This window comes from Gluconobacter sp. P5E10 (genome assembly GCF_018812145.1).
GTDB classification, from domain to species: Bacteria; Pseudomonadota; Alphaproteobacteria; order Acetobacterales; family Acetobacteraceae; genus Gluconobacter; species Gluconobacter cerinus.
On the sequence record NZ_JACRVZ010000002.1, the window covers coordinates 139,396 to 163,722 of the forward strand.

A 24,327-nucleotide genomic window follows, 5' to 3' on the forward strand; every position below is an offset into this window, starting at 1 on the left:
AGTCCCCGGCATTTCTGCGCCAAGGTTTCGGATATGTCAGACGCGATGCAATCCCTCCCCGTTCCGCCGGCTCCAAAGCAGGAGCCCCTGTCAACAACGCAGCTTGGCCGGACCAGAACTGACTCCTACGCTTGGATGAAGGACGAGAACTGGCAGCAGGTTCTGCGGGATCCATCTGTCCTTCGCCAGGACATCACCGATCACCTCAAAGCAGAAAATGCTTACGCCGAAGCCGTGCTCTCTGACATGGAACCACTTCGCAAAGAGCTTCTGCAGGAAATGATCGGTCGTATTCCCCCTGCCGAAGAATCCATTCCCGTGCCTGATGGTCCTTGGGCCTATTACAGCCGCTTTGAAGATGGGGCTCAGCATCCTCTCCGGGCACGGCGCCCGCGCGACGGCGGAGAAGAGCAGATCCTTCTGGATGTGGACGCCCGCGCCAAACAGTTTGACTATTATGCGCTCGGCGGGACGGCCCACTCTGCAGATCATCGCTACTTCGTCTATTCCGAAGACGTGCAGGGCTCTGAAGTTTATCGCATTCAGGTCAAGGACCTGAAAACCGGAGAACTTTGCGCCGACGCGGTTGAGAGCACGACTGGAAGCTTTGCTCTTTCCCCTGACAGTGCGTGGCTGTTCTGGATCTTCAGGGATGACAATGGCCGCCCCTCGCGGATTTACCGCCGTCCTCTGACCGGCGGGGCGGATGTACTCGTCTTCGATGAAACCGATGCAGGCTTTTTCCTTAGCATCGGCACCAGCGCCTCACGCAAGTGGATCGTTATCGAACGCGGGGATCACGATACGAATGAGACGCTTCTGATTCCTGCTGCCGAGCCGACAGCAATGCCTGTTGTTGCGGCCCCCCTGGTCCGGGGAGAGCGCTATTCCTTCACGCACTGGAATGATCGTTTCATCATTCTCACCAACGCGGGCGGCGCTGTCGATTTCCAGTTCATGCAAACGCCCGATACGGCCACAGATCGGGAAAACTGGCGCCCGTTTGTCCCGTACCTGGAGGGGCACTACCTTCTGGCGGCTACGGCGTCGCGTGATTATCTGGCATGGGCAGAGCGAAAAGACGGAAACGTTTATATTCGCGTCGTAAAGGCAGGCGTAACAGGAGATGTTCGTGCGCAGGCCGCCACGATCGGAATGGACGAACCCGCATATGATCTGACCCTTCAGGGCATTCTGGAATATGACGGCTCTGTTCTGCGCTACGTCTATCAATCCCCGACAACGCCAGCGCACTGGTATGACTACAACCTGGCAACCGGCGAGCGAACCCTGAAGAAGGTTCGCGATGTCCCGTCTGGCCATGATCCAGCGCGGTATGAAACGCGGCGTCTGTTCGCGACGGCGGCGGATGGCGAGCAGGTTCCCGTCACCGTTCTGATGCGGAAAGGCCAGCCGCTGGATGGCTCTGCCCCCCTCCTGCTCTACGGATATGGCTCCTACGGCATTGCGATGGACGCAGGGTTCTCCACAACAGTCTTCAGTCTCGTTGACCGCGGATGGGTTTATGCCATCGCGCATATTCGTGGTGGGTCCGAGAAAGGCTGGAACTGGTTTCTTCAAGGACGTGGCAAAACCAAACCCAACACCTTCACGGACTTCATTGCTTCCGCAGAGTATCTGGCCAAAGAGGGCTATGGCTCAGCAGGGCGCATCGTTGCTCATGGGGGCTCAGCCGGGGGCCTACTGATGGGCGCTGTCGCCAACATGGCACCCGACCTCTTTGCCGGGATCGCCGCGCAGGTGCCGTTCGTGGACATGCTCAACACCATGTCTGACGTTTCCCTGCCGCTGACGCCGCCAGAATGGCCGGAATGGGGAAACCCACTCGAAGACGAAGAGGCCTACGATCTCATTGCCAGCTATTCCCCGTATGACAACATTCAGGCGCGCCCCTACCCGCCCATTCTTGCCATGGGAGGCCTTTCAGATCCACGAGTGACATATTGGGAACCTGCAAAATGGATTGCCAAGCTCCGTAAAGTGGCCTCAGGCGGCCCATTCCTGTGCCGCATCAACATGGATGCTGGCCATGGTGGATCATCCGGGCGCTTCAAGCGACTGGAAGAAGTTGCACTGGTGCAGGCTTTCGCCATCTGGGCAATGGATCGCGCGCCGCTGCGTTAAAGGGATGACAGTCTGGCCCACACCTACAGTGGGTCAGACATCACTCGGGTTTCGGCTTCCCGATCCGTCCGCCAAACATCCAGACCCCGGCAAACCGCGACAGTAAGATAGCTGCGTTACAGGCAGCCGTCGTCAGGCAGGCACCGGCGAGACCAAAATGCATGGTCAGGACATAGAGCGCGGGAAAATAGATCGCCATAATGGCCGTGCGGCTGGTCATCAGGAACTTCACATGCCCGACGACGATCAGCAGGGGCTCCAGCGGAATAACCAGCAGGCTGAAAACGGCTGCCATCAGCATGATGGAAATATAAAGCGATGTGTGATGCACATGAACATGCAGCATCAGACGGAAAATCTTTGAGCCAAAAAACGCAGACAGCACCAGAAGCAGCAGGGACAGTGCGGTCAGCACGCCAAACATTTTCCATGTAACGCGCTTGAGGCCTTTCCAGTCCTGCTTATCCCGCATCTTGACCAGCTCCGGGTAAAGCACCGGCGAGATGAGCTGGGCAGGCGTAACAATCCCGTCCGCAATCTGGCGACAAACGCGGAAAACAGCAGCTTCCGCCGGGCCAAGGCCGTTACCGACCAGAAGCGTTGCAACATGCCCGGAAATGTTACCGAGTGTCTGGTTTACGCTGGCTGCACGCGTAAACTGCCACATGCCGGGGATCTGCCAGCGCCAACTGCGATAGGCTTGGAAATAGCGGAATCGGAACTTCTTTCGCAGGATATCCATCGCGTAATAGAAGTAGAAACCGTAATCGATGATGATCGCGAGCGCCCACATCGCAAGGAAATATCCAAGCTTCAGATGCAGGGCATATCCGACCAGAACTCCCACCGTCTTTACGATCGCGGCACAGGTATCAATGATCGGGACAAGGTGAAATTTCCCCGCCATTCGCAGAATACCGTTGGCCCAGCCTGAATACATCAGTGGGCTCACGATCACGTATAGATCCGCCAGAAACCGGACATGTCTGGACCAGTGTGCCGTCACACCATAAATCTGCACGGCGACCAGCCCGAAAATAATGGACCCGGCCGCAGACATCGTATCCAGCCGGATACAGAAATGAACGACCTTCCGTAGCAGGTCTGTTTCGTTCTTGCTGAATGCGTCGCTGCCAAAGCGGATCAGCGTCTGCCAGGACTGCATCCGTGACAGAACGGATCCGGTCGAGGCCAGAGAATGGATGAGGATCAGCAATCCGAAGTCAGAGAGACCCAAAGCGCGCACGGTAAACGCGATATAGACAAAGCTGCACAGGGCATTGACCACACGGCCAAGGGTGAGAACACTGACATTTCGGAAAATGGATCTGAAAACAGAGCGCTCGGCGGACATGCGGGCTTTCTGACCACAAAGCCCCGGGAGTGTCCATGCCAGAACATGCATCCCTGCGTTTTGCCGCGTTCTTGACAGCGAGGACGCGAGGGCTATGAACAGGGCCCTATTCCGAGCCTCCGAAGTGTTTCAGAGGCACTTCATAACCGGGATGGCGCCCTTCCAGCAGACGGCGTTCCGGACAAGAGCAGCAGGCAGTCTGCTCCGGGCAGGACGCAAAAGACGCTCATGAAAATCGCCTTCATTTATATTGCCGAGCCTTATCAGTGCTATCACACCGCATCCGTTGCCAGTGCACTTGCGGCAATACCGGGATGTGACGTCACGGAATACTACAGCTTTCCAGAGACCATTGATCATCTGGTGCGCATCAGACGCGCCCTGAATGTTCCGCCGCTTCCGCTGCTGCCGTTTCCCCGATCCTGGAAAGCAAACATCCTGAAACGCGCACGGCGGCTGGATCAGGAGCGACTGGTCATTCTTCAGGAGAACGTTGAAGAGTTAAACCAGTACGATGTGGTCGTCGCAACGGAATATACCGCAGGTGTCTTGAAAGATATGGGGCTGAACGGCCCGAAACTTATCCTGCTGATGCATGGCGCCGGAGACCGTTACGTTAATGACGAGCATCTTGTTCGAGAGTTTGACCTAACGCTTGTGCCCGGTCCGAAAGTCGAGACTTACTTCCGGGACAAAGAGCTTCTCCAGAACGGTGCATCACGCATCGTGGGTTATCCCAAATTCGATGTATTCGAAGCCGTCCGTCGGGAAAATGCCGTTTCTTTCAGCAACGAACGTCCCTTCGCGCTCTATAATCCGCACTATCAGCGTGTCCTGACATCTGCCCCCACGTGTATGGACACCATCATCAAAGGCTTTAAGGCACAGAACGAGTACAATCTGGTTGTGGCCCCCCACATCAAGATGTTCCACAAAGGCTTCGGCATCCGGGAGCGTCTGCTTCAACGCCAGCAAAGCCCCGAGGTGCTCGTGGACACTGGCTCAAATGCCATGCTGGACATGACTTACACGTCTCAGGCGGCCCTTTATATTGGGGATGTCAGCAGTCAGGTTTATGAGTTTCTGGCCATCCCGCGCCCCTGTATTTTCCTGAATCCTCACAAGCTCCCATGGCGTGACGACCCGTATTTTTTACACTGGACACTCGGAGAGGTGGTCGATGACCCCGCAGACATTATGCCTGCGGTTGCAAGGGCGAAGGAACGCCATGCGTTCTATCGGCCAGTGCAGGAAAAACTGTTCCGGGAAACGTTTGGGGAGCCCTTGCTCGGGGCATCGCAGAGAGCGGCTGACGCGATCGTCAGTTTTATGAACAACGTCTGAAAATCCCTGAGGAAGACGGCTCTCCCTCAGGGTGATCATCTGATTATTGAGGAATCGGCGTGCACTGCGGTGTGACAGGCTCACCCGCCATCACAGCCTTCGTGAAAGCCGCAGAGTCCGGCAGGGACGCATTGACTGTCTGGGAGTGGTCCAGCCCTTTATACAAATGCGCCTGAACTGTTGATCCAGCGGCACAGGCTGCCTTGACCAAACCTTCCTGAAGCTGCGGCGGAACGTCCTGATCCGCGGTGCCCGTTCCAACAAAAAGTGGCTGGGCCAGTTTCAGGGTCGGGTACGTCATTGTTTTGAATGCAGGCGTCATGGCCTTCACAAACGTAGGCTGAAGCGCATTCGCAAGCGTCAGACCGTCTTTCTCCGCCATGTCTGACAGGCCCGTCAGGCAGGAGTCAGCCGCTGCCTTGAACGCCGGCATAGCCTTGGACGTAAAGGCGTCTTCGGGACGGAAGGTCGGATGCAGACCAGCATAGGACGAACCAATCAGCAGCGTGTAAGCCACCAACGGGCTATATCCCAATGACTTGCCAGCTTCCTGCAACAGGCCAGACAGTATTTCCGGCGTCATGTACGGGATGCCTGTCGCCACAGTCCCGCGCACATTGATATCGGGAGCGTAAGTCGGTGCAAACGCTGCAGAGGCAAAAGCTGCACCACCGCCCTGAGACTGCCCGACGATCATCACCTTGTTCTGGAGGCCCGGCACAGACTTCAGCGCCGCCCGTACAGAGTCCAGCACGCTGTAAGCTTCAGCCCGTGTATTCAGATAAGGGTGTACACCCGGTGTGCCCAGCCCCTGATAGTCCGTTGCGACGATGGCAAAACCGCGCTTCATCCATTCGGACAGGTAATGAGTATTGCGCTCGCTATAGGGGTTCAGAGACGGTGCGCAGCTGTCATCATTTCCAACCGTACCATGCGCCCAGGCGACAATCGGCCACCCGCCTGCAGGGGCTTCGCCAGCAGGAACAATGACTTCGGCAGTCACGGGGACAAGCCCCTTCCCCGTAACACCATCTGTGGAAAGATAGGTGATGCGCAGGGAACGAGCAGCATTCGGAAGGCTCAGGGTCTCTGCCAGCGGAGCAGAGTTCAGCAGAACACCCGGCTTCTGTGCGCTGTTCTGAGGTGCGGCATTCGCCTGCGCTGTGATGGCAGCCATACAAACGCCACCCATAACCAGACTGATCGTCTTACGGGAAAAAGATACGCGCACAATTCTTCCTTACCTGAAATGCTCTGTGGGCCTGACGAAGTAAGGTACGGGTTCTGACGGAAAAAGTTGTGTGAAAATCTTGTGCCAACCAAAATCGGGGCCTTTTCGCCCCGGATACTGGAATTTCGGTTATTTGTGACCAAAGAGATGACGAACATCATCACCGAAATGCTGAAACGCATCCTGCGTTGAACGATGACGACGATTTCCCGTCTCTGAAACGACCGTCACGGTTGCGGTCATGCCAGCGGCCAATGTGAGATCGGACGGGACCTTGTCGATTTTCACGCGCACAGGAATACGCTGTGCCAGACGCACCCATGTATAAACCGGATCAACTGTCGGCAGACCCTGCTCATTCACCAGTGCATTGTTACTGGCAATACCGCGCGTAATACTCTCGATATGTCCGAAAAGCGGGTCGTGGTAGCCCATCAGATCCATGCGAACGAGATCGCCTTCATCCAGATCATGAACCTTGGTCTCTTCGAAATAGCCGTCGATCCAGTATGAGTTGGTATCAATGACGTGCATGTTCACGACGCCAGCCGTTGCAAAGTCACCCGGTCGCATGATCAGGTTTGTGACAATACCATCAATGGAACTGCGGACTTTTGTACGGTCCAGATTAATCTCTGCCTGACGCAGGTCTGCCTGAGCAGAAGCGTATTGCGCTGCTGCCTGCTGCGACAGTGCAACGTACTGCTTCTTTTCTTCCTGTGAGACCGCCACACCGGGAATGGCCTTACGCCACTGGGCCTGAACTTCCTTGAACTCCATGTCTGCCTTGCGTTCGGCCACCTTGGCTTTGGCCGCATCCACCGCAACCTGGAAATCGAACGGGTCAATTTCGTACAGGACGTCTCCATGGTGAACCGGCTGATTGTCCAGCACATTCACATGCAGGATCTGCCCTGAAACACGTGGCGCGATATTGGCGACCTGAACACGCACCTGGCCATTCCGGGTCCAGGGAGAGGCCGTGTAGTAATCCCACAGGATAACCACCACGACGGCAGCCACCACAAGAATGGAGATCGTAATGGTCAGGCGGATCAGACGATGGGCACTGGATAGCACTTGAAACGGCCTTGTATCAGAGGATCAGGGTATAGAGCCCGAGCAGGCAGATAAGAATGCCGAACTGGGCAAGCGGCGGATCCCAGACGAAACGCCACAGATCAAGCCAGCCCATGAGCCAGCGGAGAATGGCCAGCGTCAGAAGTGACAACGCCAGATTGACGACGAACGCGGACACAAGCAAACCGCCAAGGTCTACGACCTGTCTCATCACCATCGTTTGCGTCCTATTCCATAATGATGAACGGCTGTCCGATTTCGCAGAAGCATGACGCGCACGGACTCCAGCCCACCAACACAGTTGAGGATCAGAATTTCCTCACTGGGGGCGCCCAGACGCAGACGGTCAAGGAAGGCCTGCGTCATATCTGCCAGCTCACTCTCAAGCAGCGCCAGACTATCCTGTGCGAGCGCTTTACGCGCAGGCCTCACAAGGTGCCTGAGAGACGGCATCCGCGCCGCCTGATCGAGGTACAGACGCACACGGGCAATCGTGCTGGACAGATCCTCCAGCGCGACAAGGCGCTCAAAGACGTGCTCTGAGGCCGTACCGCGCTTCGGGAGACGCTTTGTCCACAACAGGAGCTGGCTCAGACGATCATATTTCCGGCTGAGCAACGCGGGGCCCATAGCCTCACCATGACCGCTCAGCTGTGATTCCAGATCCGAAGAAATGGTCACGGCAATGCGGAACCGATGGCGGCGCGCAGTTGGGGGCCACAGCAGAACCAGAAGGATGAATGAAAGAACCGCTGACAGGAAATAGAACGTGTTGCGTTCGAGGAAAGCGCCTGGGTCGTAACTGTGGTGGTTACCCAAGCCCACGAAAACGAGAAAGAACGCACCATAGTGAAAGCCCACAGCGGTTGTTTTCGGATTCATCAGAAGCAGGCAGGCAATAACGGTCTGGGGAAGCAGAACAAAAGCCAGCCCCTGAAGCGTATAGACGTGGGGTAAGACCCAGAAAGACAGAAACCCGGCCGCAAGGATTCCCAAAGGCGTCCCGATCATCGCGCCCTTACCGAACACGGCCGTGTCTAGTGACGAAGATGCAAGGACAAGAACGAGTGCGCTCTGGGAAAGGGCCGTAGCAGAAGCTGGCTGGCCCGTTCCTACACAGAATGCTGCTATAAAACTGAAACCAAGCAGCACACGCATGCTGTTGATGAACGCTGTAATATAGTCTGGATTATTTGAAAGCGTCGCCAGTTTCAGCGCCTCGCCTGCCGGTGTCGCCTTCATGAGTGTACTGATACCCGTGCGAATATGCAGCCGGTTACTCAGAAGAGTCGCAGCACGCTCCAGAAACCAGGCATCCCGAGGTGTCGGGAAATACTCCGGATCTTCCCGTCGGATGTTGGACAGGATGGTGCCCATCGTTTCCTGACGGTTCGTGCCATCCTCAACACGCTCGTGCCACTGGCGCACGTAGCGGACCAGAATGTCCGTTACCCCACCTTCACTCAGCAACGTAGAAATCGCACGGCTACAGGTGAGAACCGTCAACATACCGATGATGCTGAGTTTGGCTCCTGCCATCCGCAGGCGGCTACGATCCAGCTCCGTCCGGGCGTAAGAAATCTGCGTCATCAGAGACAGGATTTCGGAAGCCAGCGCAGTAGTGCCCTGCGCGGAGGGGGATGGCTCTCCCATGATGGCGGAGTGGCTCAGGCCACGGATTCTCTGCCCCAGATTCTGGAGCCCCTTGGCGAGATTGCGCCAGGCCTGTGGTGAGCCAGAGAGCAGATTGACAACCGCAATGGATGCAACGCCTATAGCGACCGTTGAGGCACGCGCCACACTGACATGATAGATGTTCTGGGGCGCATCGATACTGGCAACAGCAACAAGCGCCACCATGTAGCCAGCCAAAAGGGCACCATAAGCCCGGAAGTCGCGCTCCAGCGTCCCCACGAAGGCACAACCAGCCATCCAGAGAGCGACGCCTCCCAGAAAGAGGCCACGATCCTGGCTGAACATGGAAATCAGAAGGATAGAAACGCCGACACCCAGCAGGGTGCCGAGAAAGCGATAAAATGCCTTGGAAAGGGCCTGCCCTCTCAGGGGCTGGGCAAGAATCATGACAGTCACGCCAGCGCCGGCCGGTGTATCAACCTGAGCCCAGAACGCCGTGGCCAAAGCCAGCACGAGCGCAATCCAGGTTCGGAGGCTGAACTGGATCCATCCCGGGCGAAAGACCGACTGTAACGTGGCGGTCAAGACAGATTATCCCTGCCAGGCAAACGGGTCATTCCGGCGCAGCTTACAGTTCCAGTCATCAACTCAGACTGAAAACCCTACTCCTCACTTTAGAAGAAGGTTAGCCCTGTATTGCCTCTGACATGATTTGACGGATTTTATCGCCTGAACGTGATGTACCGAATCCTCAGTCGTCTTCATGGGGCAAAGCATGACACGCTGCGTCGAGCTTCGGATTACTTTCCGCTGACTCCCTGCACAGCGTCCGTGCATCCGCACCACAGATCGTTGTCACGTCTTCCATGGTGGACGATGTCACGTCCCGCGCCACCTCAACGTCCTGATTGTTTTCATGGCCCTCTTCCTTGCTCAGCTGGTCCTGCGCAGCATGCATTTCCTTGAGGGCGTTGATGCAGGCATCCGTGGCAGAATCGGGGTGAGTCTGCAGAACCTTGAGGACCTGATTGACCCCGATGCCCAAAGCATTGATCGATGGGTCGTCATCATTGGTTTTGGCCCCTCCATCCTCGGCGTGAGCCAGGGATGGAAAGGCGAGCGGGACGGCCAGAAGGAGGGAGGCCACAAAGCGACGCTTGATCATGACGGCATGATTAGGGGAAAATAATCTCCGGACAAGCCTCATGGCATGATAGTCACACACCGTTGCAGAACGCATTCTGGCAGCTTTTCCGCGCTGCGGGACGCTGTTGACCTTGACTCCTTAAGGGACGGTCGTTAAGCGAGGCCATCCTTTTGCGGGCGTTTCGGCCCGCTATCCGGTCCATTGTGGGCCATACAGTCGAGAGCCTGGAAACATCATGAAGATCCGCAACAGCCTGAAGTCCGCAAAGGTCCGCGACAAGGACTGCCGCGTTGTCCGCCGTCGTGGACGCGTTTACATCATCAACAAGAAGAACCCGCGCATGAAGGCACGTCAGGGCTAATAGCTTTGATCCGCCGGATATCAAACAGACGGCGCTGGCTGATGGCTGGCGCCGTTCTGCTTTGTGCACCGGCCATTTCCTCTGCCACACCACCGACCCCTGCCCCGTCCCAAACGTCCGGACCGGCCAGCGCTCCTCCCCCTGCAAAAAACGATTCCAGCAAGACACATCCACACCACAAGACCGTTCAGGAACGTCTTGTTGAGGCGGAAAAGGCTCTCGCTCTCGCTGGAAATGAAAAAATTGCACGTCAGCTTGCTGACCAGGCTGAAAGCCTGCGCAGCCGCAGCCTGACAGGCGCTGTACGGATGCTCCTATCCGATTCGCAGGACGCACTCGGCAAACACGATTTCCAGAACGCGGAAGACGACCTCACCTCTGCCATCACCATCCAGCCTGAGCAATCCATTCTCCGCCGTTATCGTGCTGCCGTGCGCCTTGCCGCAGGCGACAACAATGGTGCGATTTCCGATCTCGGGGTGGTTATTCAGGCAGACCCCGGTGACGCAACGGCATGGGGAATGCTGGCGGATGCAGAGCGGGAAAGGCACGAGCCAGACGCTGCCCTTCGTGCTTACAAACAGATGATGCAGCTTGATCCGCATGCTCCTGATGCAGACAAGCAACTCAAAATCCTTCAGACAGAGAAAGACGGACAGGAAGACTGACGAACACAACCTCTTGTATTCGTCAGCGTTCATTCCCTGATTCACTCTATTCAGGAGGACCTTCATGAAAACCAAAACAGTTCCCACCGATCAGGCTCCCGCAAAACAGGGTTGCTGCAGCAAAGTCAAAGCCTGCTGCAAGCATGCTGGTCGCGCCCGCGAAATCAGTCTGGCAGTCATGACGGGCATGGCCACGATCGGCCCCAAGCGTTTCCGCCCCTATTTCCAACAGGCACTCGCCGTGATTTCCGTCGTGGCAGCAACCATCCAGTTCTTCCGCAACCGGAAGGCCTGAGTTTGGTTTGGCCAGACACCTTTTCAGGTTGCTGGCCAGATCACCTTTCCCCGTTCCTCGCAGCCCTTAGAGGAACGAAATTGGATCAATATCAATATCGATCCGGGCACTGCCAGTCGGCTTGATATCCTTCAGCCAGTCTCGCAGAATCGGCTGCACGGCGATGCCACGCATTGTTCGCAGCAACAGTCGCCGACGGTGTCGCCCTCTCAGCACAGCCAAGGGCGCGGGGGCTGGGCCAAGAACCTGCACCCCTTCCCGTTCCGGCGCCGCAAACGCAATTTCTTTTGCCAGCGCATCTGCCGCATCTGCCGTCGCAGCACTGATGATCAGCGCCGCCAGACGGCCGTATGGCGGCCAGAAAGAAGGGCGTCTCTGCTCAGCTTCCTGCTCCATGAAGGTCTGGAAATCATTGGAAACAAGCGCCGTCATGACAGGGTGCTCACCCACGTAGCTCTGAAGCAGGACACGGCCAGGACGCTCAGCACGCCCTGCACGACCCGCGACCTGATGTAGAAGCTGAACCGTGCGTTCCGCTGCCCGTAGATCGCCGCCACCTAACCCCAGATCCGCATCCACGACACCGACGAGCGTCAGCTTCGGGAAATGCCAGCCTTTGGCGACAATCTGTGTTCCGATGATAAGATTGACCTCGCCATCCGTGATCTTCCGTACGGCTTCCGCCGTAGCCGCCGGGGAGCCCAGCGTATCCGAAGACATGACCAGGATCTTCGCTTCAGGAAAACGTAGCTTTGCCTCTTCCGTAATACGCTCAATCCCCGGCCCAATGGGTACGAGTGAGTGTTCGGCGTGGCATTGCGGGCAGTCTGACGGAATACTCTCGGTGTGACCGCAATGATGGCATGTCAGGATGCCACGCGCGCGATGTTCCACCAGCCAGGTGGAGCAGTTGGGGCACTGCATCCGGTGCCCGCAGGCACGACAGAGCGTCAGCGGTGCATAGCCACGGCGATTGAGGAACAGCATTGCCTGCTCCTCGTTCTTAAGGGTCTCATCAATGGCATTGCAGAGCACCGGGGATAAAAAGAGCCCACGCTCTGGCGGATCAGCCCGCATATCGACCAGAGAGACGTCTGGCATCGTCGCGCCACCATGGCGGGCCGTCAGAAGCTCATGATGGTACCGGCCGCTTTCCACATTCGCCAGCGTCTCCAGTGACGGCGTGGCAGACACGAGAATGGCAGGAGCGTTCGCCAGACGGGCGCGAACCACAGCCATGTCCCGCCCATGATACATGACGCCTTCTTCCTGCTTGAAGGCGCTCTCATGCTCCTCGTCCACCACGACGAGTCCAAGATCTTCAAACGGCAGGAAGAGCGCTGATCGCGCGCCCACAACGACACGGGCCGTCCCGTCCGCTACAGCGCGCCATGTTTCGCGTCGACGCTTGGTTCCGAGGTCGGAGTGCCATACGGCTGGGTCTGCACCGAAACGACGGATAAACCGATCCGTCCACTGAGCTGACAGAGCAATTTCCGGCAACAGGACCAGAACCTGTTTCCCTTGGGCCAGACAGGCCGCGACAGCCTCGAAATAGACTTCGGTCTTTCCCGATCCTGTCACACCCTCCAGCAGAGTGACGTCAAAACGCTGCTCTTTCACCGGGCGGCACAGCTGCTCGGCAACGTCTGCCTGCTCTTCAGAAAGCTGCGGTGCGCCGTGAGTTGGGTCCGGCGTTGCAAAAGGAGCCGCGACAGAGATGACGGCTTCCCGAAGGAGCCCCGCAGTCGCAAGCCCTCGGATCACGGCGGAACTGGCACCGCTGGCCGCCGCAAGATCAGATGTCGTCATCGGTGCATCGGAAGCCGCATTGAGGACAGAACGACGGGCCGGAGTGATGCGCAGGCCTTCTTCCGGTTGTTCCGTTCTGACCCAACCCAACGCAGGCTTTGGTGCGTCCTTCAGGTGAATGCGGGTTGCCATCGCCAGCACCAGACCAGGCGGCGTCAGGGTATATGCAGCAACCCAATCAATAAACCGCCGCAGACTGCCCGGCAGAGGGCGTACGTCCAGCTTTTCGACAACTGGACGCAAACGGGACAGCGGAACCTCGCGCCCCGGAGCCGTCGCGAAATCAGCAGGGACTGTGCTGGTCGTATCCCAGACACATCCGACCGTCTCCCGCTTTCCCAAAGGAATTGACACCAGATCGCCCGGCTGAAGCGCCATGGGTGCCAGATAGTCTAACGGACCCGGAAAAGGCAGCGGAACGAGCACCGAGACACGCGTTCCGGTGGGGGGTGGCTTTCGCCAGAGGTCAGGCTTGGGTAGGCTGCTGGATGCCATGCCTGTGTCTAACCTCCCTGAGCCCCAAATGCCATGATGGCCCATGACGCATTACGCGACTGGACCGAATGGCTGACCCATGAACGACGCTCCAGCCTGCGAACGGTTGAGGCCTACCGCCATGATATCGTTATGGCCCTCTCCTTCTTTGAGCAGCATCTGGGGGGCGAGGTTGATCTGACTGCTCTGGCAAAGCTCTCCCTTGCTGATCTCCGGGCGTGGCTGGCTCATGAAACAGCCCGCAGCGAAAAACCCACACGTCGCGCCACGAATGCCGATGCGCGCGCTCGTTCCAGAGCACGACATGTTTCGGCCCTGCGATCGTTCTTTCGCTATCTGGCCATGCGCCATGATGTCTCGAATCCTGCCCCGGGGCTCCTCGCGACCCCTCGACTGAAAAAGCGCCTTCCACGTCCTCTTGGGCAAGAACAGGCCCTGGCCGCGCCGGAAGGGATTTCCGACGATGCTTTTACGAGCGCTGCTGCCATCCGGGACAAGGCACTCTTTACGCTTCTGTATGGTACCGGCTTGCGGATTGGTGAAGCATTGGCTCTTGATGTGCGGGACCTGACCAACGCTGGGGAGAACATGCTGCGTGTGGTGGGCAAAGGGGGGAAGGAACGTCTGGTTCCACTGCTTCCGGCTGTCCGTGACGCGTTGGAGTTATGGAAAGGCGTTCACCCTTCTCCGGCCCCGGACGCTCCGCTGTTCTGCGGTGTGCGGGGAGGCCGCCTGAATCCCGGTGTCGCCCAGCGGGCCATGCGCGAATGGCGCAAAGGCGAAGGCCTGCCCGATTCCGCCACACCACATGCTCTTCGCCACTCTTTTGCGACCCATTTGATGGAAGGTGGCGCTGATCTGCGTGCCATTCAGGAACTCATGGGCCATGCCAGTCTTTCCACCACCCAGGCTTATACTCTGGCAGACGAAAAGCACCTGCTGGACGTTTGGCGCAAGGCACACCCACGGGCGGAGCAGGAATGAAAAGACTGACATGGGGCATTCTGGCTGCTCTTATGGCTCTGACCGGAAAGGCTGAAGCAGTGCCATGCCACACGGTACAAGCGGCCGTTCTGCCGCTGCGCGATGATGGTGGATATCTGAGCATTCCTGCCCAGATCAACGGTCATGCGGTCTCCATGATCGTAGACACAGGCTCACAGGGTAGCCTGATGACACCGCAGGGCGTTGCAGCGCTTCATCTACCTCAGGACCCTGACCGTCACACCGTTATGCAAGGACCCAACGGAACACCTCGTCTTGTGGCCAATGTCCGTATTGCCGATCTGCAACTGGGCCACCTTTCTCTGGGCGCGGGGTCCATGCCCATAGGCTCTCTTCCCGGTTCCCCGATGATTCATCCGCCTATTCTGGGGCTTCTCGGGGCAGATGTTCTGGATGGGTATGATCTGGAATTTGACGTTCCCCATCAGAAGCTCATTTTCTGGAAAGTTTCCTCAAACAGCTCGTCCTGCCAGCTTCAGCCCACATGGAAAGGCCAGTGGAATACGGTTCCGGCCCGACAGGTTGACGGGCGCCTGATGGTAACCTTCACGCTTGATGGGACGCGCGGAACAGCACTTCTCGATAGCGGTGCGCGCTCCCATATTGTCAGCACCGACTTCGCCTATCGCCTCGGTCTCACGGATGAGCTGCTCGCGCTCGACCCTGGCGGTATTACTGCCGGTGTGGACCTGCATGAACGCCGATACCACTGGCATCGCTTCAAGCGCTTTTCCATGGGGGGGACGGTCTGGGTTGATCCCGTTCTGACTGTCGCCCCGGTTCATGATCAGGCTGACATGCTGCTGGGCTCAGACTGGTTCGCCAAACACGACATCTGGCTCTCTTACGCCACAAACCAGATTTTCGTTCGTTAAGGAGTTGGGAGCGTACAGAACGTCCCGGCTTTCATCCGTTCCTTGCGAGCAGGCGTGAAAGCCCACCAGTTCAGGGCTTCTCCCGTTTTCGCCTGATGGATGGTGGCTGCAAACACGTCATGCACACAGGGATCATGGCGTTGCTGCGTTAGGTGACAGAGCTTCAGATAAAGATCGTCCGGCTCACAGGATGCCAGTTGCGCAGTTGAGGTAATCCCCAATATGGCAAAATCTGCGAGTGCTGCTTTGCCAACATTCTTCAGCATTGTGAGATCACTCATGCCTGCGCGCCCTTTATTTGAGGCAACCATTGTAGCGAGCGGCACTTTAAAGTCCTAGCAACAAAAGGACATTATTCATGGCGACGCAGGGACTATCACGTTTCACTGGCCGCAAGGTTCTCGTGACGGGGGCGGCATCGGGTATTGGTCACGCGACAGCCCTTCGTTTCCTTGACGAAGGCGCGCATGTCATTCTTGTGGACCGGGATCAGGAAAAGCTCGACGAGGTCATGAAGAGCCTCGACCCGAACAAAGCTACGGCCTCTCTGACAGACATTTCCAAACCCGACGAAGTTCAGAAACTGCTGGACCTCACCAAACAGACGTTTGGCACACTGGATGTGCTGGTGAACAACGCCGGTGTCACCACAATCGGCACGGTTCTGGACGGCGATCTGGACGCCTGGCAGACCGTGTGTGCCACAACCCTGACCGGAACCCTGAATGTCAGCCGCACCTTTCTGCCCTTGCTGATCCAGAGCAAAGGCAACATCGTCAACACGGCCTCCGTCTCTGGAATGAGGGGAGACTGGAACACGGCCTATTACGATGTTGCCAAAGGCGGCGTTGTGAACCTGACGCGTGTTCTGGCGATGGATCACGGAAAGGACGGCGTTCGCGTCAATGCCATCTGCCCGTCGGTCACACGCACTGCCATGACGGCGGATGCCCTTAAAGATCCAGCTTTCGTCAAAAGCGTCGAAGGCCGCGTTCCGTTGCGGCGTCTGGGAGAGCCGGAAGATATGGCCGCAGCAATCACATTCCTGGCCAGTGAGGATGCGGCTTACATTACCGGACTGATTATGCCTGTTGATGGCGGCGTGACCGCATCAAACGGGCAGCCACCCTTCCCTATGAGCTAACCTGCAGAACATTACTGCACGTCTCCGCGCCGGTCGCGCACGGAGACGTTTCCTGAATGTGTGGCGAAGAAATGCAGCCCCTGCCCTTTGGAAAGAGGGCGCATATGGGCCGGGATGGCGAAATACATCCGGTTGTTTTCCAGACTCCAGATGATGATTTTGTCCGTAAAGAACGGAAGTCCCAGACTTCCAATTTCTACTTCATCCTGAAAGACAACTTTTTCATTTTCTATCGGCGCGCCGCCCATAAAAAGGTTTTTGACAAGCGCGCCCTGCCCCACACTCAGAAAATCATCATAGTGAGTAAATTTCTTCTGATCCCCCAGACCTTCCAGGTTTTCCTTTAGTGATGAAATCCAGAAAGACGGAAATGTCGTGTATGTCAGATCAGGATCAAGGCTGACGCGCTTCTTCTTTTCGCCAACCCGAATATGAACTGTGAAGTCATCTTCCATGTCCACGGAATGACTGTCATTTCCCAGGAATGTTTTAAACGCCAGCTTGCAGGCTTTCGTATCTTTGACATCAAGATACGCGAATTGTCTTTCCGGAATATCTATCAGAACTGCCAGGCGGGATAACGCCGCGCGTCCGAGCACACCCACAATCGGTCGCCCGTCAACCACCTGCGTACTGGCCTTCGCGAGCAAGACAACGTCTACATCTTTCAGCGGAATATCATCCAGAACCAGTTCATTAATTTTGGAATGAAAGGCGCTTTCCTTATAGGTGCCGTTAATGACGACTTTGGCGTCATCATAGCCCTTGGGAAACTGTATTCCTTCAGAATTCCGGACGTAAATGTAATCGAAGGCCGGGCTGACATACATCGCAGCGGGTTTGCCGTTGATTTTCACTGGTATCAGCGGCGCATCTCCCTCCCCACCCAGTAATGGGAGAATAACTGGTGCAGTGACACAGTCCGCCTGCTCTTCCGCAGACGCAGGCGGCATCAGTCCCGGGATGATCGTAAGAGCTACCAGCCCAATAAAGAGAAAGCCTCTATTGATCACTGATCGTGACTTTCCGAACGCGACCAGAACATGACACCTCATGATGACACCAACGCCTGACCATTTTCCTTACACCGAAACTCTCCAACAGCATTCTCAATCCTGAATGACCGGCATAAAAAAACCTCCATCCCGGTAAAGGAACGGAGGTTTCTGACACCCACTGGAGCGTAAGGAGTTATTCGCCTTTGAGGCGGCTGTTGCACTGGGACCAATACCCGCCACCCTTCTGGATCCACTTCAGGCTGCCATTGCCGCCGTTCGCCTTGTTCGCATTGTACTGGGCAACACAGGTCTTCATGCGAGCCTTGCCAGCGGACAGGCTGGAGAACTGGGACGACACAGCCGTTGGGAATACAACGTTTCCAGACGTGACCGGAGCACTCTTGGATGCAATCGGTGCCTTCGTGCCTGCAACAGACGAATCAGGCGGGTTCGCCTTACCCGTCGTGACAGGTGCCGTCGTTGTTGGTGCTGTCGCAGCCGTTGCCGGGGCAGCAGTTGTCGCGGGCGCGGCTTCAGCCGTTTCGCTACCACAGCTTGCAGCCTTGAAGGCCTTGTAGCTCTGCCCGTTCAGGGTGCCGCCCTTCTTGGCGGACTGGAATGCAGCATGGCATTCCTTGGCCGTCATCGCGTGTGCAGGAACCGAGGCAAGACCGGCAGCCAGAACAGCGGCCAGTGAGAGGCGGGACAACATACGGCTGGAAACCATGAAAAATATCCTTGTCTGTCAACCGGGAAGTCGCAGCCTCCCGGTTCAGAAACGCCGGTGACTACGATCAGTTGATGCGTTCACCATGCATGGTCGTATCGAGGCCTTCAAGTTCCTCTTCTGCAGAAACACGCAGACCCATGACACGATCCAGAACCTTCAGGATCACGAATGTCATGATGACGCACCAGACAATCGTCACGCAGACAGCTTCTGCCTGAGCCAGAAGCTGTGAAAGGCTTCCAACCGTACCAGCCGGATTGGCGTCCGTCGCAGAGAGCGGCCCATAGGCCAGAACGCCTGTCAGCAGAGCCCCAATAATACCACCCGTACCGTGAACACCGAACGCATCGAGGCTGTCATCATAGCCGAGAGCGTGCTTGAGCCACGTTGCACTCCAGAAGCAGACTGCACCAGCAATCATACCAATCACCACAGCGCCGCCCGGCAGGACAAAGCCCGCAGCTGGCGTGATGGCGACCAGGCCGGCGACCACGCCGGAAATAATGCCAAGTGCCGTCGGCTTACCCGTCCGTGCCCATTCAACAGCCATCCATGCGACACCACCGGCGGCGGCAGCAAGCTGCGTTGTCAGCATGGCCATGCCTGCACGACCGTTAGCGCCCAGCGCGGAGCCTGCGTTGAAGCCAAACCAGCCGACCCAAAGCAGGGACGCACCGATAATGGCATATGTCAGGTTAAACGGAGACATGTCATCCGTTCCGATGCCCCGGCGCTTGCCAAGAACATACGCACAGACAAGGCCAGCCACACCGGAGTTGATGTGCACCACCGTGCCGCCGGCAAAGTCCACAGCGCCCAGGCCCGCGACCCAGCCCGTTGGGCTCCAGACCCAATGAGCAACAGGCGCATAGACCAGCAGCAGCCAGAAGATTGTGAAGACGCACATGGAAGAGAACTTCATGCGTTCCGCGTAGGCCCCTGTAATCAGGGCTGGCGTGATGACGGCGAACGTCATCTGGAACATCATGTAAACGCTTTCCGGGATCGTCATCGGAACGGCGGCTGCGGTTCCTGCCCCAAGCGTGAAAGCGGAATCAACGCCGTTATGGAAGTTTGCTGCCACACCGTTCAGCAAAGCGCGGGACAGATCACCAATCCACGGCGTGCCATTCGAGAAGGCCAGGCTGTAACCTGCAACCATCCAGACAAGGCTGGCGATACAACAGATGGCAAAAGACTGAATCAGGGTCGCGAGAACGTTCTTCTTGCGAACCATGCCGCCGTAGAACAACGCAAGACCAGGCACTGTCATCATCAGAACGAGTGCCGTGCTGATCAGCATCCAGGCCGTATCGCCTGTATCAATGGCCGCAGGCGCATCAGCAGCCATCGCGGATACTGGCAGAAGTGCGCCAGCAGCCATGACCGAAAGACCGGAACGTCTCATCACAGAGCGCCCTCCCCGGTCTCTCCCGTGCGGATGCGAATGAGCTGGTCGAGATTGGAGACCATGATCTTGCCGTCCCCGATCTTGCCGGTACGCGCTGCCGTCATGATTGCTTCAATAACATCTTCCACAACGGAATCCGCCACTGCGATCTCAATCTTGAGCTTCGGAAGAAAACTGACGTGATACTCGGCGCCGCGGTAGATTTCCGTCTGGCCTTTCTGACGGCCAAAACCTTTGACTTCCGTCACGGTCAGACCTTGCACGCCCAGTGGCGTCAGCGCCTCCCGGACATCGTCAAGCTTGAAGGGTTTGATAATTGCGGTGACGAGCTTCACGAACGGCATATCCTCGTTGGGAATCAGAAGACTGGTGGCCAGTATGGCCCAGATTGTACCAGTTCAACAACAATATACGAAACAGCCCGGAGGCACCGGAAAACCGGCACCTCCGGGCATTTCTGCTCCGTCTGGGTCTTGAAGGACAATCAGAACGTGGCGTTGATACGGCCGTAATAATAACCGCCAGCAATGCCAATACCGGAAGAGTCCGTGTCGTAAGCATTCGCCCCGAGGTAGTTCAGATACTTGGTCAGACGACGCGGACGCTGGTTGAAGATGTTATTGGCGCCCACGGCGAAGTGCCACATGTGGTTGAGACGGTACCCAACCTCAAGATCCGTCAGCCAGACCGGCGTATTCTTGAACTGTCCCCAGCAGACGTTGGAATACTGAAGGCTCTGCCCCTTGCAGGTCAGGCTGGCAGGCGTCTGATCCTGATAGGTCAGCATGGACGTGGTCTCGCCGTAACGCGTCTGACGGAGGTTCACATCCCACTTACCAATGGTCCAGTACGCGTTCAGGATGATCTTGCTACGCGGAGAGGTGGACGTCAGATACGCGATGCTCTGCTCATTAAGATACGAATTGCCCTGAGAGTTCGTGTTGATGTGGCTGACACGGGTCCGGTTGAGGTTGAGAGCCATGGTCAGGTCCAGATTGCCATACTGATGCATGTGCAGCAGATAGTCAGACTGAATATCGAGACCCTGGGTCCGGGTGCTGCCAACGTTGGCAAAGTAATTGGCAGACACGTCAGACGTATCAATACCCACTGGTAGGGTCGCACCCGTCATTCCAATTGCCGAGATTGCAGAGGGACCATAAACAGAACCGGCGCCGGAAATCCGATCACGAATGTTGATCTGATAGACGTCCGCCGAGAGATGCCAGCCATCAACAGGCTCAAGAATAATACCACCCTCAGCACTCGTGGAGCGCTCAGGCTTCAGATGCTGCGCGCCAAGGCTCTTGCCAGCCGCACCGGACGTGGACAGCAGACCGGATGCACCCGTCGGCGACACATTCAAAGAGCTGAAATTTTCTTCCGGCAGGGTCGGAGCACGGAAACCATTGCTGATTGTAGCGCGAACGGCAATGCGCTTGGTGATGTCGTACCGTGTGGAAACCTTGCCATTCTCGGTATTGCCAACGTCCGTGTAGTGCTCAAAACGGCCTGCAAAATCGAGATCCCAGTGCTTCAGCGGATGGAAGTCACCATCAAGATAGGCAGCCCAGACGTCACGGCTCCACTTACCGGCGTTCTCTGGCATCAGGCCCGCATAACCCTGCGTTCCACCGTCAGCATAAGATCCAACTTCGCCCGGCCAGATCTGGTAGGTTTCAAGACGATGCTCGCCACCGAAGGCCACCGTGACCGGTACAAGATCAGCGATCTTTAACTGCCGGCGAAAATCCAGATTGTTGGTCCACTGGGACAGGCGATACGTTTCGGCACGAACCGTTGTTGGAGACGTTCCCGTAGCTGCAATCAGATTCGGGTTGGCGGTGTTTTTGTTGCCGACATCGTCTTCATCCGCACCATACGTGGAGCTGAGGTCCCAGGAGAAACCGAAGAAATTGTCCCCCTTCAGACCCAGGGTCGCGGCATAATCGTTCTCTTCAATGGTTTCGAGCGGAGAGAAACCATAAGGATACAGCGTCGGGGCAACAGACGGCATACGATAGTTTTCGTAAGCCTCGGAATGACGGTGAGCATAGGTGATGAGGCCATAGCCAGTCACACCTTCCGTCAGCGTCTTGCCAAACTCGATGCTGAGATTTTCGCGGGTTTCTTCTGGTGTGCTCAGGATCTTGTTGGAATCGTGCGGGACATTATAGCCCTTGTATTCAGAATTCCCCGGAACAGTTCGCACGTCCGTCGTGTTCGGGACCATGTGATCGGTGTGGTACATCTGTCCGCTGATGTGGACATATCCGTCACCCAGGAAGCCGAAGCCACCATCCGCGCCAAGCTGATACTGCCAGCCATCGCCGTTATAGGCGTTTGCACCCGTCTGCGCGGTCATGTTCAGGCCATGCGGCGTCTTTTTAAGAATGATGTTCACAACGCCTGCAATGGCGTCTGAGCCATACATGGCGGCCGCGCCATCGCGCAGAATTTCGATATGATCGATTGCAGAAGCCGGGATCATGTTCAGATCGACCGGCGTTGAGCCCTGCTGCGGACCGGCATCGGCGTAGATGTTGGCTGTCGTATGACGGCGCTTTCCATCCACGAGAACCAGAACTTCGTTCGGGTTCAAACCACGCATACGGATCGAGGACGTCAGCGCACCGGCATCACTCCCCATAGCGTTCACTGTGATCGACGGGTCCGTGCGGACGATAGCGTCCGCAAGGTTCATCTGACCGGAACGACGCAACGTGGCAGCGGTGAGAACGCTGATCGGGCTCGTGGAATCACGGGCGCGGCGGTTAAACGCATGCGTTCCCGTCACGATCATCTGTTCATTGCTGTTGCTATCAACCGCATGTGGGCGACGCGGCGTGGCGGCAGCCTGGCGGACGACTGTTTTCTTCCCTGTGGTCTTGGCCGTCACCTTTGCAGGCGCCGTGGCCTTGGTCGTTTTATGCACGGCAGCAGAGGCCTGATGTGCTGGGTGCAAAACCGTAACGATTGTAGTAGCGAGAAGAAGTGACTTGAGGCGCATTCAGGCAGTCCTAATCAGATCCGGTGTTCGGTTCAGATTAGAAACGTTTTAAAATGTGTCTACGATTATTCCTTTGTCAGAATGTATCACAGGATTTCTAGTGCATAAATGCCACACTCCCATGGGGTCAAAAAGAAACTTTTGAACCTAGGAGTGTGGCATTAAGAAATTTCAGGAAACTGCTGACGTGTTCAGGTCCGGTCCGCGATATTTTCCGTCGCCTGGCCGGTTGACGGGCGGTGACATGAGGCTTTCGGGCCACGGCGTGTCAGACGGAGAATCCGATACGACCGCAGTCCGTCCACGCGGCAGGCATTCCGGCATTTCCACCTGGATACGACGCAGCATGCGTTCGCGGATATCGCACGACAGGTTCCACATGTTTCCTGCATCCGCCGCCCCTGCGATCATGCGGATGGAAATGACCTGAGCATTACTGTCTGCAATCTGGCAGGCAATGGAGGAACGGTCCTTGTCCCAGTCCGGACAGTGCTCGATTTCTTCCATAAACATTGCCCGCAAGCGGTCCATCGGTGTGCGGTAATCCAACCAGAGAAAGATGGAACCAATCAAAGACTGCGAGCTATGCGTCCAGTTCTGGAACGGGTTTTCGAGGAAATAGGAAATAGGCACGATATAGCGCCGACGATCCCATGTCCGCAGGACGACGTAGGTCGCATTGATCTCCTCAACCCAGGCCCAGTCACCGTTCAGGATCAGCATATCTTCCATACGGATCGGCTGCGTAATGGCGATCTGAATACCCGCAATCAGATTGGACAGGGCCGGTCGGGCGGAGAGACCCACGATCAGGGATGCGGCACCGGCAGAAGCAAAGAGCGAAACGCCAAATTTCTGAACGGAATTGAAAACCATCAGAGACGCAGCGACGGTCAGCACCCCGAAGGTGATCTCAATCAGACGACGGAGCACCCGGATCTGCGTCTGATGAGACCGGACCGTGATATCATCCACGTTTTCCTTGGCACTGATCCGGTTCAGGTACTGATCGGTCGCCAGACGAAACGCCCTGATAATACCGAAGCCCAGGTTCATAATGAACAGGCAGGCCAGCACGTGCGCGAGAAGCTTCTCCGTCTCGGGAGAGAAGCCCTCCGTCGCCGGCAAAGCTGCGCTGGCGGCTATGATCATCAGAAAATAGCGGACATTCATCCTTAACCTGATGGTTAGAGCATGAATGAACTGGATCTTCCTCAGACCCGGCAGGCGGGGCAGCGCATCCGTGATGATCCGACTGAACAGAAGAGCAATCAGCGCCGCTGCAATCAGCAGAAGAACAGAACCCAGCGGGTCAGGCAGCCAGTCGAACTGGTGACGAAGGCTGGACATTGAGTCCACATAATTCTGTCTGAACATTGGTCTCCCTAGACGATCACCTGTCATCCACCATCAGGTCACGCGGAGGCTGCATCCTGAGCGAATGAAATGCTGTAAGCGGCGTCCCTCAGCGCGCATTTGGCCAAGGACGTCAGACTACAACAGCAGGCAGACCCAACTGTTCCCGAAATACGAACAGTTCCGTTTTCACTATTTTAAATTGTTATTATATTGTTGTACGATTTATGT

22 protein-coding genes are annotated in these 24,327 nt (G+C 56.7%); 8 read left to right on the plus strand and 14 right to left on the minus strand.

Annotation, left to right across the window (positions count from 1 at the left end; translation table 11 throughout):
- Positions 1–33: 33 nt before the first annotated feature.
- A complete protein-coding gene (locus KP707_RS04610; protein WP_249202790.1) occupies positions 34–2,145 on the plus strand; it encodes a S9 family peptidase in 2,112 nt (703 codons plus the stop codon).
- A 40-nt stretch (positions 2,146–2,185) separates the two neighbouring features.
- Here KP707_RS04610 and KP707_RS04615 read toward each other — a convergent pair whose 3' ends face one another.
- Entirely contained in the window at positions 2,186–3,499 is a 1,314-nt protein-coding gene (locus tag KP707_RS04615) for a lipopolysaccharide biosynthesis protein (protein ID WP_046900700.1), read from the minus strand.
- A gap of 228 nt (positions 3,500–3,727) precedes the next feature.
- On the opposite strand from KP707_RS04615, the gene KP707_RS04620 reads away from it, so the two are divergent.
- On the plus strand, positions 3,728–4,843 hold the full coding sequence (locus KP707_RS04620; protein ID WP_211506641.1) for a hypothetical protein: 1,116 nt from the start codon (positions 3,728–3,730) through the stop codon (positions 4,841–4,843).
- Positions 4,844–4,886: 43 nt separating this feature from the next.
- Here the strand turns inward: KP707_RS04620 and KP707_RS04625 are convergent, their stop codons facing one another.
- The 5 genes from KP707_RS04625 to KP707_RS04645 all read right to left on the minus strand — a co-directional run bounded on the left by KP707_RS04625 (position 4,887) and on the right by KP707_RS04645 (position 10,029).
- Positions 4,887–6,074, minus strand: coding sequence for a lipase family protein (locus KP707_RS04625; RefSeq protein ID WP_346343885.1), 1,188 nt, complete (start codon positions 6,072–6,074; stop codon positions 4,887–4,889).
- A gap of 129 nt (positions 6,075–6,203) precedes the next feature.
- Positions 6,204–7,154: an HlyD family secretion protein gene (locus KP707_RS04630; RefSeq protein ID WP_064274642.1), complete on the minus strand. Its 951-nt coding sequence runs from the start codon at positions 7,152–7,154 to the stop codon at positions 6,204–6,206.
- Between the two features lie 16 nt (positions 7,155–7,170).
- Positions 7,171–7,371 (minus strand): DUF1656 domain-containing protein, encoded by a 201-nt coding sequence (locus tag KP707_RS04635; protein ID WP_046900697.1) that lies wholly within the window; start codon positions 7,369–7,371, stop codon positions 7,171–7,173.
- On the minus strand, positions 7,365–9,374 hold the full coding sequence (locus tag KP707_RS04640; protein WP_099211696.1) for an FUSC family protein: 2,010 nt from the start codon (positions 9,372–9,374) through the stop codon (positions 7,365–7,367). The genes KP707_RS04635 and KP707_RS04640 overlap by 7 nt, the downstream gene beginning before the upstream one ends.
- 166 nt (positions 9,375–9,540) lie before the next feature.
- Entirely contained in the window at positions 9,541–10,029 is a 489-nt protein-coding gene (locus KP707_RS04645; RefSeq protein ID WP_233126102.1) for a hypothetical protein, read from the minus strand.
- A gap of 142 nt (positions 10,030–10,171) precedes the next feature.
- Here KP707_RS04645 and ykgO point away from each other — a divergent pair, with 142 nt between their 5' ends.
- From ykgO to KP707_RS04660, 3 genes are all read left to right on the plus strand, one after another.
- Complete coding sequence (ykgO, locus tag KP707_RS04650) at positions 10,172–10,297, plus strand: type B 50S ribosomal protein L36 (protein ID WP_007281615.1); 126 nt, start codon at positions 10,172–10,174, stop codon at positions 10,295–10,297.
- Between the two features lie 41 nt (positions 10,298–10,338).
- Entirely contained in the window at positions 10,339–10,965 is a 627-nt protein-coding gene (locus KP707_RS04655; protein ID WP_249195125.1) for a M48 family metallopeptidase, read from the plus strand.
- A 64-nt stretch (positions 10,966–11,029) separates the two neighbouring features.
- A complete protein-coding gene (locus KP707_RS04660) occupies positions 11,030–11,260 on the plus strand; it encodes a hypothetical protein (RefSeq protein WP_211495501.1) in 231 nt (76 codons plus the stop codon).
- A 66-nt stretch (positions 11,261–11,326) separates the two neighbouring features.
- Here the strand turns inward: KP707_RS04660 and KP707_RS04665 are convergent, their stop codons facing one another.
- Positions 11,327–13,567 carry a primosomal protein N' gene (locus KP707_RS04665; protein WP_211502320.1) on the minus strand — a complete coding sequence of 747 codons (2,241 nt, stop codon included), beginning with the start codon at positions 13,565–13,567 and terminating at the stop codon, positions 11,327–11,329.
- Between the two features lie 33 nt (positions 13,568–13,600).
- On the opposite strand from KP707_RS04665, the gene KP707_RS04670 reads away from it, so the two are divergent.
- Together KP707_RS04670 and KP707_RS04675 are read left to right on the plus strand one after the other, a co-directional pair.
- Positions 13,601–14,551 carry a tyrosine recombinase XerC gene (locus KP707_RS04670; protein ID WP_202207114.1) on the plus strand — a complete coding sequence of 317 codons (951 nt, stop codon included), beginning with the start codon at positions 13,601–13,603 and terminating at the stop codon, positions 14,549–14,551.
- Positions 14,548–15,447 carry a retroviral-like aspartic protease family protein gene (locus tag KP707_RS04675; protein ID WP_086633459.1) on the plus strand — a complete coding sequence of 300 codons (900 nt, stop codon included), beginning with the start codon at positions 14,548–14,550 and terminating at the stop codon, positions 15,445–15,447. The genes KP707_RS04670 and KP707_RS04675 overlap by 4 nt, the downstream gene beginning before the upstream one ends.
- Here KP707_RS04675 and KP707_RS04680 read toward each other — a convergent pair.
- Positions 15,444–15,728: a helix-hairpin-helix domain-containing protein gene (locus KP707_RS04680; RefSeq protein WP_099211684.1), complete on the minus strand. Its 285-nt coding sequence runs from the start codon at positions 15,726–15,728 to the stop codon at positions 15,444–15,446. The two genes, KP707_RS04675 and KP707_RS04680, sit on opposite strands and share 4 nt — an antisense overlap.
- Before the next feature lie 77 nt (positions 15,729–15,805).
- Here KP707_RS04680 and KP707_RS04685 point away from each other — a divergent pair, with 77 nt between their 5' ends.
- A complete protein-coding gene (locus KP707_RS04685) occupies positions 15,806–16,591 on the plus strand; it encodes an SDR family NAD(P)-dependent oxidoreductase (protein WP_211502321.1) in 786 nt (261 codons plus the stop codon).
- Between the two features lie 11 nt (positions 16,592–16,602).
- Here the strand turns inward: KP707_RS04685 and KP707_RS04690 are convergent, their stop codons facing one another.
- The 6 genes from KP707_RS04690 to KP707_RS04715 form a co-directional block, all read right to left on the minus strand.
- Positions 16,603–17,646 carry a hypothetical protein gene (locus tag KP707_RS04690; RefSeq protein WP_249202791.1) on the minus strand — a complete coding sequence of 348 codons (1,044 nt, stop codon included), beginning with the start codon at positions 17,644–17,646 and terminating at the stop codon, positions 16,603–16,605.
- Between the two features lie 136 nt (positions 17,647–17,782).
- On the minus strand, positions 17,783–18,316 hold the full coding sequence (locus KP707_RS04695) for a hypothetical protein (protein ID WP_211495505.1): 534 nt from the start codon (positions 18,314–18,316) through the stop codon (positions 17,783–17,785).
- Between the two features lie 67 nt (positions 18,317–18,383).
- Positions 18,384–19,727, minus strand: a complete 1,344-nt coding sequence (locus tag KP707_RS04700; RefSeq protein ID WP_256445601.1) for an ammonium transporter — start codon at positions 19,725–19,727, stop codon at positions 18,384–18,386.
- Positions 19,727–20,065 carry a P-II family nitrogen regulator gene (locus tag KP707_RS04705; RefSeq protein ID WP_029495718.1) on the minus strand — a complete coding sequence of 113 codons (339 nt, stop codon included), beginning with the start codon at positions 20,063–20,065 and terminating at the stop codon, positions 19,727–19,729. The genes KP707_RS04700 and KP707_RS04705 overlap by 1 nt, the downstream gene beginning before the upstream one ends.
- 149 nt (positions 20,066–20,214) lie before the next feature.
- Positions 20,215–22,740 (minus strand): TonB-dependent siderophore receptor, encoded by a 2,526-nt coding sequence (locus tag KP707_RS04710; RefSeq protein ID WP_211502322.1) that lies wholly within the window; start codon positions 22,738–22,740, stop codon positions 20,215–20,217.
- Positions 22,741–22,911: 171 nt separating this feature from the next.
- Positions 22,912–24,117, minus strand: coding sequence for a mechanosensitive ion channel family protein (locus tag KP707_RS04715; RefSeq protein ID WP_046900684.1), 1,206 nt, complete (start codon positions 24,115–24,117; stop codon positions 22,912–22,914).
- Positions 24,118–24,327: the final 210 nt, after the last annotated feature.